We start from the raw sequence: 11,005 nt of genomic DNA, 5'->3' as shown, positions 1-11,005 counted from the left end.
GACGCGTATTGGAAGATCAACCGACCAAAGTAGCCGTGTGCGGCCACGATGTTGTAGGTCTCTTCTTCTTGCCCGAACTTGTAGCCGTAGTTCTGCGACTCAGCCTCGGTCGTTTCACGCACTAGCGAGGAGGTGACCAACGAACCGTGCATGGCGCTGAACAGCGAACCACCGAACACACCAGCGACGCCCAGCATGTGGAACGGGTGCATCAGGATGTTGTGCTCCGCTTGGAACACGAACATGAAGTTGAACGTGCCGGAGATACCCAGAGGCATGCCGTCCGAGAACGAGCCTTGTCCGATCGGATAGATCAAGAACACAGACGTTGCCGCAGCTACAGGTGCTGAGTAAGCCACGCAGATCCAGGGGCGCATGCCGAGGCGGTAGCTCAGTTCCCATTGGCGTCCCATGTAGCAAAAGATGCCGATCAGGAAGTGCAGGACAATCAGCTGGTAAGGACCGCCGTTGTACAGCCACTCGTCGAGGGAAGCTGCTTCCCAGATGGGGTAGAAGTGCAGACCGATCGCGTTGGAGGAAGGCACTACTGCGCCGGTGATGATGTTGTTGCCGTACATCAGGGAACCAGCAACGGGTTCACGGATGCCATCGATGTCCACGGGGGGAGCGGCGATGAAGGCGATGATGTAGCAGATGGTGGCAGACAGTAGAGTGGGGATCATCAGAACGCCGAACCAGCCTACGTACAGGCGATTGTCTGTGCTGGTAATCCACTCACAAAACCGATCCCACACATTGCCGCTTTCGCGTCTTTGTAACGTTGTGGTCATGGTGGTAATGATTGCTAGAAAGGACAAAAATGAAAATCAATCGAATGAAATAGACAATGATTGCCTGCATTCATCTTATTGATTTATTGACATTAGGTTTCGTTTCTCCAGAAGCGCCCTATTAATTTTTGTAAGATCGATCGCAATCTTCTTTCACGAAGCGAATTTTCTAGAGCTCCCTTCCAGAGACTCTTCCAGCCAAGTATTTAAAGATGAACAAAGCTTTTTGTTCAAGCAAATTTAGTTAGATGAAGCTAGGTAAAAAACTTGAAACAAATTGCTAAGCCTAATGAAGCTCTATAGCTCTTATTGACTACAGGTTGTGCGAGATCTTGCGCGTTTAACTCGCGTTGAACTGTGGAGCTCCTCACATAGAACTTCACATAATTGCTAACAATCCTTTATGTTAATTTCTGGAAAATAACAGCCGCTCATCTAACTGCTGCCTGCCCCAGTTGCTCTCCCACAGCTAGGCGCATTCCATTCGCAAAATCCCACCCAGACTGAGGACGCTTGCCCGCTAGCTGCACCTCACGCAGCAGCAGGATTCCGTCCCCAGTTTGCACGATCGGTCCTATGCCCTTCACAACGCGCTCGATCGCTCCTGGCTGCGACGCCTCACGGCTGAGGGAATCCCACTCCTCCTGCAAGGCTTGAAGATCGGCAGGTAGCTGGGCCCAGTACTCCGGTCCCAGTGGTGCCGCTGCGATAACTTTTAGCGTTTCCCCTCGAATGCTCGTCGTACAGTTTGGATAGAAGCCCCGAATTTGGTTATGCAGCGCGATCGCGGGTTTTGACCAGTTCAATTCGTAGTCGGACTTTTGAATTAATGGCGCGTAGGTTGCTCGATCGGAATCCTGTGGCACAGGCTGAACTGCCTGCTGCTGAAGCTTGAGCAGGGTTTCCACTAGCAAGTCAGCGCTGAGATTTGCAAGGCGGGCGGCGAGGTCGTCAAAGTTCTCTAACAGGGCGATCGGGGTCTGCGCCTTGACTAGCATAGGTCCAGTGTCCATGCCTGCATCCATCAGCATCGTCGTAATGCCCGTCTCGGACTCGCCGTGGTAGAGGCTCCACTGAATGGGTGCGGCTCCTCGATACTTCGGTAGCAGCGACCCGTGGGCATTGATGCAGCCCAAACGTGGCATATCTAAGATTGCCTGAGACAAAATTTGCCCGTAGGCAACCACAACAAACGCATCTGCCTGAGTCGCTTGCAGTTTATCGAGTGTCTCGGCATCTTTTTTGATGCGTTGGGGTTGCCAAACGGGTAGGCCATGCGCCTGAGCAACAACTTTGACGGGAGAGGGCGTTAGCTGGTTGCCGCGTCCGCGGCGCTTGTCGGGCTGGGTCACGATCGCCAACACTCGCAGGTCTGGATGTGCTAGGAGACGATTTAGGCTGGGAACCGCAAACTCTGGTGTGCCGAAAAAGACAAGGTTCATAACTGAAGATTAAGTATCATGGAGTGGCGATCAGGCTGCGCCTCAAATTGCGTCGCTTGTTATACATTAAAAGTAAATTACCTGTTCGCTTCACTGCTGTCATTCTGAGCTAGAGCCTGAAGCTGCTTGATCGGCGAAGCGCTGTTTCCCTACTTGGTTTGTGGCGAAGCAGCTTCACCGTTATGGTGTGTTTTCTGTAGCACTCAGCGAGATAGTGGGTCTGAAAGCAGGTCGTTTGATAACGAGGATTGTCGTTATCTGCTTCTCAGACACGTTAACGTCCAGTTTGTGCTCTGACGCATTCGAGTCACTTCTGCCAATTTGGTGCATAATCATCGCCTGGTCTAGGTAGTGCTGGACCAGCGCAGCGTTTTCTATTTGAACGGTTTATCGACGACGGGGTTTGTCTTATGTCTCAGCGATCGGTGCAACTTGATCCCCTCAATAGCCCCCATCCAATTCCCTGGAATTGGGTCATGGCGACATTAACAGAGGCACCCTCAGAAAATGCCGCCAATCCAACGTTTCACTACTACCGCAGTCCGTCTCTGCTGTCGCCCGATCGTCAGTACGCTGCCTACAGTCGGATTCAAATACAGGTGCAGGCTCATTTTCAGAGCCGCGCCACGAGCATTTTGTTCATTGAGAATCTTAAGACAGGGGATTTGCAGGCAGTTACGCCTGCGTCGCCGTTAGCAGATAATCCCTTTATCAGCCGTGGCGTAGAAACGTTGGGAGCAATCTCCATTGTTGTTCCGGTGTCCTGGTCGCAGACGGGCAATTGCCTGCTGGCGCGTGAGTTTGAGTCGCTGTTTGGCTCAGATATTGCCTCTGATTACGCCGTTGTCGTGGACTGCGCTGAAAATCGGGTTAGCACGATCGCGCCGACCCACCTCCACTACACGACGGCTATTTTGTTGGGGTGGAGCCAGTCTCACCCAAATCAGGTGCTGTTTCGAGCGGGCAATTTGGGTGACGAGCATTGGGATTTGTGGGCAGTCGATACCAGCGGACACACGGCACGATCTCAGGACGATCGCGCCGTCACCTTTGGACACGTTGTTAGCAGCGTTTGGGCCGGTCCTCAAGCGCATTAGTAAGCCAAGGCGATTTTTAGAGAATTGAAGACTCTCTAAAAATCTCAATCCCGGTTCTTCAGATTTCGCCAACTTGCCAATTTTGATTGGCACATTAGAACAGCCGTCTACTGCCAGCCGCGCCATGGGCTAAGTTCCAGCCTGCCGTCGGGAGCACGAAAGACCACCTTGAACAAAGCGTGAGACTCTTGCAGCGGCGCGGCACTGTCGTCTACTTGTTTTGCAAGCTTGGGCAGCGGAGTCTGCTGGGCGTTGTCAACCGCAGATTGGTCCTCAGGTCGGTAGTCTATAACTGCACCGTCAGGCTTCACCCGTACCTGAAAGGTAAGGTCTTGCTCGGCTGTGAACGAGGACTCGTTCCAGTCTTTGATCAGTTGCTCCCGCAGCTTAGGAAGCAGTTCTTCCAGCTGTTGAGTATCCGTGATTTCAGTTGCAGGAGCCAGCTCTGATCCAACCGCATCGCGCCATGGAGCTACATCTACTACACCACTGGACGTAAACGCAACCTTAAACTGAGCGATCGGCTCATTCGTTGGTGGGCTACCCGTCGCAGGACGATACAGCAAATCTAGCAGTGGTGTTTGCTTAGCATTGGTGAGTGCAGCGGGATTAACGGGCTTATACCCAACGATCGCGCCATCTTTGGCAACGCCGACGCGGTAGACCAAATCCTCAACAAACGGCGTCCGGTTGGTCCACGCCTGATCAACCTGGCTGCGAAGCTGGTTGCCCAAGCTTTCGAGTTGACCAGGATCCGTAATTTCGGGAGCCGTATTCAGCACCGATTCCAGATTGGTCAGGTCCGGCTGTGCCGCTGTCGCTGGACTGGGACTAGGACTGACCGATGCTGCAGGACTTGGGCTGGGTGTCGGGCTGGGGCTTGCCGCTACAGGCGAGGGGGAGGAACCAGCCGGAGAATTGCCCGCGGTAGGCGTGGATGTGCAGCCCGGTTCGGACATTTTCAGGCAGGTGGGCTGGGTCACTTTGGGCACGGGCAGGGCAAACAGCGCGATCGCTGCCAGCGCCAGACTCGATGCGCCTATGGCAGCAGGAACGGCTTGCCGAGCGATCGGCTCGCCACTGCGGACGTACTTGCGCGACAGGGGCTTTATGTTCAGCGCCAGATCCGGTAGCGTCTGACTGTCGGCAAAGAATTGATCGATCGCCTCTACCAGGTCAAACAACTGCACCGTTGTCAGGTCAATCTCTCTAGTAAACTGTGCAGCAATCCCCGAACCCGGTGTTGTGTCTGGCGGACGGACGCTTAAGCGGTGCTGATTCACTCCAACTCGTCGGAATTGCACCCACTGCTCAGGATTGATCAACCGAGCGGGATGCACCCCACTCAGGATCTCCTGCGCGTATTGGCTGACTGCGCTCACTAAGCCCTCAAAAAAGTCACGCCCACCGCTGAGCGGCTTTTCCTGCCCGACGAGATGGCACTCTGCATTCACCAGCATCGACAGCACGGGACGCGCCTCCGCTGATCCTATAGTGTCTCCCAGTCCTTCCAAAATCAAGGTGCAGTTGGGCAGGTTGTACTGGCGCTGAATTGTCATGCTACTTCCCCATCAAACAAACTCGTCCAAAACCGCTGCATTCCGTAGGTGCCTGTGCAGAATAGCAGTTGCGACAGCAGCCGCAATGCTAGCTCGTTCAGTGCTTCGTCGGAGGTGTAGGCAGCAACCGCCGCGCGACGCGGGTTCATCCGCGATCGAAAATGGGCGCGGAATCGCTCCAGATACTCAGCCAGACGAAAATGATGGTCCGGCGATAGCTGTTTGTCGCTGAGCTGCTGATAGGCGAGCAGCAATTGCCGAATCAGCACCGTGAGCCGTCGCGTTAAGTAGCAGCCGATAATCACCAGCGCCTTCGCCTCTGCCAGAGTCAGGGGACGACGCTGACTATAGCGACGCAGTGGATTCGTACTGCGGAGCCGCCAGAGCGTCACTCGGTTCTTAATTAAACTTTGGAGATCTAACTCCTGCGCCATCGCCAAAATGGCTTCTGATCCACCCACATCCAGCGCCTCGATCGCTAGCAGCATCAGATCAATCTGCTGCCGGGTTCGTGCTGGGCACACCTCCTCCGTAAGTGGTGGGTCGGGCAAGCTGTCGAGAATCAGCGGGGTTGACAAAGCGGGTGGGTTATTTAACTGCATTACACTCACGGGCACATCCATATCCAATTGGCTTGAGGTTGCAGGCTGAATGCATCAGCCAAGTTAGTGTTCCCCAGCGATCGAGCAGAGGATAAGCCAATGACTTAAACCGTGCAACCTTATAGTGTACGATCTCTCTGCGTTTGATCACAGTCTGGGCAAATTTCCTTAAGAGATTCCAGCGATCGCGGTTTGAGGAAGCCAGGGTAACTCTACGGTAAAGCAGGTCACTCCAGCATCACTGCTGGCGTAAACGCTGCCGCCCAAGGTTTCGACCAGTCGTCTCACCAACGCTAGCCCCAGTCCGGTACCGCCGTGTTTCCACGGGTCGTTGTTGGGGATGCGGTAGAACTTATCAAACACGCGAATCAATTCTTTCGACGAAATTTCCGCGCCCGTGTTGCTGACTTGCAAGCGGACCCTCTTCGATTCTGCCGCAGCGGAGAGAGTGATGCGTCCTTGGCTCGGCGTGTACTTACACGCGTTGTGGAGCAGCTCGCCTAACACCCGCTCTAGCCGCAGGGCATCGGTTGTCAGATCCGGCAGTTCTGTTGGAACCGCGATATGCAAATGCTGCTGCTGATTTTGGGCGCGTTCCACAAATGGCGTAACAAAGTGAGAAATCCAGGTTGGCAGGGCGATCTCAGTGAGCACGAGCGGCTCTGTTCCTGCCTCTAGTCGAGATAGATCTAGCAGATCGTTGATCAAGCTAATTTCTCGCTGGCACTCATCCTTGAGAATTTTGAGGTAGCGATCGACATTGGCAGTGGACGGGGCAGAGACATCGGGCGTCATCAGGGTACCCAATTCTCCTCGGACGATGCATTCAGACGGTCGCCTAGATGCACCAGAAGCCGTTTCAGACTCGGTCGCGTCTGTGGGCTTCTTCAGCGCCAGCTCCAGCATCTGCGTCGCCAGCTTAATGTTGGACATCGGCGTACGCAGTTCGTGAGAGACGGTGCTAAGAAAGTCGTCCTTGAGCCGATTTAGTTTTTCTAGCTCTTTGACCTGTGCCTGCGCTTCTTGGTACAGCCGGGCCTGCCGCAAAGCGATCGCACACTGGTTTGCCACCTGCTGCACCAAGCGGATGTCTTGGTCACTAAACGCGTGGTAAGCATGGCTGACCAGCCACAGATCCCCCAGGACGCCCTGATCGTCCAGAATTGGGCAAGCCAGCATTGCCACGGGTCCGCGTCGCGGAATTGGCATCAGGGAGCAGAACTGGAAATAATGCCCCTGGATCAGCTGGTTGTAGCCTTCAGGAAAGTTGTCCATCTGCACAACGCGTCCCTGAAACGGCACCAGCGACGTGGTGTACTCGTAGCGAACGGTTGAGGTGCGCTGTTCTTGGTCATACAGCGCAGAATTGCAGCTGCTGACCCCAGTGGCAAGCGCCAACTCCTGCACGGCTGTTTGCAGAATTTGGTCTTCGTCAAGGCTATCGCGGACGCGATCGGTAATTCGCTTCAGCGTTGCCTCAAATTCTGATGCCAACTGCAATTGAGCGGCGTGCTTCTGCACCTGTCGCTCCAGATCGGCATTGAGGCGCTGCACCTGCTGATACAGTTGCGACTGCTGAATCGCACTGCTAACCTGCGCGGCTAGCTGGCGCAGCAGCTCGGTTTCATATGACTGCCACGATCGCGGCGCTTGACAGTGGTGGGCAATCAACAATCCCCACAGGTGCTCGCCTTGCAAAATGGGCACTACCAACGCTGCCTGAACCTGAAACCCAGCCAGCGCGTCGGGATAGCACGACGATCGCTCAGGACTATGAATATCGGTGACGGCGCAAGCCTGCCCCTGTTGGTAGTGTTGCGCATAAGACTCGGCTAACCAGGAGTCGTCAATCTCGATACCCGAAAGAGAAACCCACTCAGCGCCTACAGATTCCACCAGCACAGTGCCGCTCCAATCTGGCTCGAAGCGAAGAATCAGCACGCGATCGGTCTGAAGAAACTGGCGAACCTCTTCAACCGTAGTGTTGAGCACCTGTTTCAGGTTTAGCGATTGTCGAATGTGTTGAGTGATTGCAGCAATCAGGCGCTCTCGCTCGGTTTGCTGTCGAAGCGCTTCCTCTGCCTGCTTGCGCTGCGTAATGTCAGTAGCGGTGCCAATATAGCCAAGGACTGTCCCATCAGGTCCCCGCTCGACGATCGCCTGCCCTAACACCCAGGTAATCGTGCCGTCTCGATGCTGAAAGCGGTACTGCGACTGAAAGGAACTCTGTGTCCGAATCGCTTCCAACCAGTCAGCAACCGCTTGGTGGCGGTCGTCTGGATGAATTGCTTGTGCCCAACCAGTACCCATCGCCTCCTCAGCAGACATTCCGGAGATCTCACACCACCGATCGTTTACATAGCGGCAGCTACCATCCACGTTTGCTCGGAAAATGCCGATCGGGGATACCGTCGCCAGCAAGTTCAACCAGTTCTGATTCTGCTCAGCGGAGTTCATGGGTCCGTACTGCTGCTCCCTGTCTAGATCGTGCGGGTCACACATGCTCGAGCAAACACGCTAAGAACGCGAGAGCTCGTTGAGATAGACATTCTAGGAGCTCATTTGTAGTTAACTTCAACTATACGTGGTTTGATTGGAGCGTAGTAAAAACCTAGCACTGCTTAAAGCCTTATCCAGGTCCACCCTGAATCTGCATTCTGCCCTTCCAAGCCGCGATCCCAACATGGTCAAGCAGCCGTTTTACAAAACGCAACATTCAGTCACAAAGGTGGATGAATCTTAGAGGAATTCAGTCTTGAACAGCAAGCTACGGTCCTGCGGTACACTGACTGTTCAGATGTCGATGTTACTTAAGCACGACAGAGAGGAATGAGGAATAGAGAAATGCTGAAGCGAATTGTAGCACTCGTATTGATAGTGCTGGGTCTGAGCCTTCAGGGCTGTGCAACGCCGGTCAGCGGCTTAAAGAGCTTTATAGACAGTACAGATGGGTATCAATTCCTCTACCCCAACGGTTGGCAGCCTGTAAAAGTTTCCACCGGCAGTGGGGCAGATGTCGTGATTCACGATATCATTCACCCGTCCGAAAACGTCAGCGTGGTGATTAACTCGATCGCTAGCAACAAGACGCTCAGCGACTTGGGTGATCCGGGTGAGGTTGGCTACAAGCTAGGCAAGAATGCGATCGCGCCACCTGATTCAGGTCGTGAAGCAGAGCTTGTCAACGCGGAAGCCCGCACTGCGGGTGATAAAACCTATTACCTGCTGGAATATGCCGTCAAAGTCGGTGGGCGTGAGCGGCACAACCTTGCCAGCGTTGCTGTTAGCCGCGGTAAGCTGTACACCTTTAACGCATCTACGACCGAAGATCGCTGGCCGAAGATGGAGGACGTGCTTCAGCAGGTCATTCGATCGTTCTCGGTCTACTAAAGCGCGAAGCATTTGGGCAACTGTTCTCGAAAGCGCCAGAAAAGCCTAAAAGGGAACTTGCCCAATGCTTCGCTCCTACAGCAGAATCGAGATTAACCAACCAAGCCCGATCTCAGGGCGCGAACGGCGGCTTGAGTGCGGTCATCTGCGCACAGCTTGTTGAGGATGTTACGGACGTGGGTTTTCACCGTTCCTACCGTAATGTAGAGCTTTTCTGCGATCGCGGCGTTGCTGCATCCTTCAACAATCAGTTGCAGCACTTCTAACTCTCGCTCTGTCAGCGGATAGGCTTCAATAATTTGGTTGTACTCTGGGGCAGCTGCGTTAATTGCAACCGTTTTTGCTTCTGCTGCAGTGCCATTTTCGGGGTTAGACTGGCGCGCTTGGTGTAGCACTACGCGAGCGATCGCGGGATCGATCCAGGAGTTGCCGTCGTTCGTGACGCGCAACGCCTCAGCAAGACTATCCAAGCTGACATCCTTCATGCAATAGGAGTCTGCACCAGCAGCAAAGGCAGCCAACACCACATCTTCGTTGTCCTGCAATGTCAGGATTAGAACTTTTGTCGGAGCACTTCCGGTTTCTTCAGACTCTAACTGCGATTTCTTGAAGCGACGAGTTAACTCAATGCCGTCCATATCCGGCAAACCGATGTCTACAATCGCAACGTCCGGTTTAACCGACTCCAGCATCTTTAAGCCATCAGTTGCATTTGCGGCTTCACCCACCACGTCAAAGCCGCCCCGCTGTTGCAGAGCGGTACGCATTCCCACCCGCGTCAGGTCATGGTCTTCAATTAATGTAATGCGAATGGCTTCCATAGCGGGTTCCTCAAACTTTAGAAATAATAGAATACTCGTAAAGAAGGATCAGTAAAACAAGAATCAAGCACAGTTTTCTGAGATATCTCACCCATTAGCGGTTGACTTAGCTGCTCTTAGTCAGAGATTTACAGGATATTATGCTGCACACATCTATCTAGAGTTGTAAGCCTGTACAAAATGTTGTTGTAGAAGGTGCTAAACGATCGCGTGTTTTGATCGTAGCCCAATTCGCTCTATTCTAACGAGTATCTGATCTAACGAGTTATGTAAGGAGGCTTTAAACTCCATCGATCGAAGAATGACAGACAGCTAAAAAATCCGCTAATAAATATTGCGTCGCCCATCGTAATCACATGAGCAGCGCTGATTCAAATCCACCCGTTGAGTTGCCTCGCGTAGATGTGCCCTTTTCGCCTGAAGAAGCTCTACGCCGCAGCGAAGAGCGCTATCGATCGCTGATTCGGGCGAGCGCACAAATCATCTGGAACACGACCGCTGAGGGAGAGCTGACCACCGAACAACCGGGCTGGAGGGCGTTTACAGGGCAGAGCTTTGAGGAGTACAAGGGCTGGGGATGGCTGAATGCGGTGCATCCTGATGATCAAGCAGTTACGGCTGAAGCTTGGACCAAGGCGCTAGCGAATTGCACCCTGTACGAAATGGAGCATCGCCTGCGACGGCACGATGGCGAATATCGCTACATGCAAGTCAGAGCCGTGTCGATCGTCGAAGCGGACGGCAGCGTGCGCGAGTGGACAGGCAGCCATACGGACATCACTGATCGCAAACAAGCTGAAGCGGCCATTCGTGAAAGTGAGGAGCGATTTCGCACCCTCGCTGACAACGCTCCAATGCTGCTGTGGATGTCGGATACCGATGCGCAGTACGAGTTCTTCAATCAAGGCTGGTTGAGTTTCACAGGGCGGACGCTGGAGCAAGAACTGGGCAACGGCTGGGCGGACGGCGTGCACCCCAATGATCTTCAGCGCTGCCTCGACCTCCACTTGGGTGCATTCCAAACGCAGCAGCCGTTTGAGGTGGAGTATCGTCTGCGGCGGGCAGATGGCGAGTATCGCTGGATTCTGGATCGCGGTGCGCCCAGAGTTCTGCCCAATGGGACCTTTGCCGGATTTATTGGCTCCTGCATCGACATTACCGCTCGCAAACGTGCTGAAGACTCGCTGCATCACCGCGCCGAAGAACTCAGCCGCACCTCGATGAGATTGGCGCTAACGGCTGCCCGCTTGGAAAAGCGTAATCAAGAGCTAGACCAGTTCGCTTATGTGGTCTCCCACGACCT

9 protein-coding genes are annotated in these 11,005 nt (G+C 53.9%); 3 read left to right on the top strand and 6 right to left on the bottom strand.

What is annotated here, in order from left to right; translation table 11 throughout:
• Both H6F43_RS16355 and fmt read right to left on the bottom strand, forming a co-directional pair.
• Positions 1–791 (bottom strand): photosystem II q(b) protein (locus H6F43_RS16355; RefSeq protein WP_190343785.1); only part of this gene is annotated, 791 nt, incomplete at its 3' end.
• Positions 792–1,222: 431 nt separating this feature from the next.
• Positions 1,223–2,233 (bottom strand): methionyl-tRNA formyltransferase, encoded by a 1,011-nt coding sequence (fmt, locus tag H6F43_RS16350; protein WP_190343784.1) that lies wholly within the window; start codon positions 2,231–2,233, stop codon positions 1,223–1,225.
• A gap of 410 nt (positions 2,234–2,643) precedes the next feature.
• On the opposite strand from fmt, the gene H6F43_RS16345 reads away from it, so the two are divergent.
• Entirely contained in the window at positions 2,644–3,330 is a 687-nt protein-coding gene (locus H6F43_RS16345; protein ID WP_190343783.1) for a hypothetical protein, read from the top strand.
• 107 nt (positions 3,331–3,437) lie between these two features.
• Here the strand turns inward: H6F43_RS16345 and H6F43_RS16340 are convergent, their stop codons facing one another.
• From H6F43_RS16340 to H6F43_RS16330, 3 genes are all read right to left on the bottom strand, one after another.
• Positions 3,438–4,889: a DUF4335 domain-containing protein gene (locus H6F43_RS16340; RefSeq protein ID WP_190343782.1), complete on the bottom strand. Its 1,452-nt coding sequence runs from the start codon at positions 4,887–4,889 to the stop codon at positions 3,438–3,440.
• Positions 4,886–5,491 (bottom strand): DUF3038 domain-containing protein, encoded by a 606-nt coding sequence (locus H6F43_RS16335; protein WP_190343781.1) that lies wholly within the window; start codon positions 5,489–5,491, stop codon positions 4,886–4,888. Before H6F43_RS16335 ends, H6F43_RS16340 begins: the two co-directional genes overlap by 4 nt.
• A gap of 168 nt (positions 5,492–5,659) precedes the next feature.
• Positions 5,660–7,993, bottom strand: a complete 2,334-nt coding sequence (locus tag H6F43_RS16330) for a GAF domain-containing protein (RefSeq protein WP_190343780.1) — start codon at positions 7,991–7,993, stop codon at positions 5,660–5,662.
• A 342-nt stretch (positions 7,994–8,335) separates the two neighbouring features.
• Here H6F43_RS16330 and psbP point away from each other — a divergent pair, with 342 nt between their 5' ends.
• Positions 8,336–8,881: a photosystem II reaction center PsbP gene (psbP, locus tag H6F43_RS16325; RefSeq protein ID WP_190343779.1), complete on the top strand. Its 546-nt coding sequence runs from the start codon at positions 8,336–8,338 to the stop codon at positions 8,879–8,881.
• Positions 8,882–8,973: 92 nt separating this feature from the next.
• Here psbP and H6F43_RS16320 read toward each other — a convergent pair whose 3' ends face one another.
• Complete coding sequence (locus tag H6F43_RS16320; protein WP_190343778.1) at positions 8,974–9,702, bottom strand: response regulator transcription factor; 729 nt, start codon at positions 9,700–9,702, stop codon at positions 8,974–8,976.
• A 356-nt stretch (positions 9,703–10,058) separates the two neighbouring features.
• On the opposite strand from H6F43_RS16320, the gene H6F43_RS16315 reads away from it, so the two are divergent.
• Positions 10,059–11,005: PAS domain-containing protein (locus tag H6F43_RS16315; RefSeq protein ID WP_190343777.1), on the top strand; the 947-nt coding region annotated here is incomplete at its 3' end.

This window comes from Leptolyngbya sp. FACHB-36, assembly GCF_014695955.1.
Classification (GTDB): Bacteria; Cyanobacteriota; Cyanobacteriia; order Leptolyngbyales; family Leptolyngbyaceae; genus FACHB-36.
This window is presented reverse-complemented; position numbering and strand designations above follow the sequence as displayed.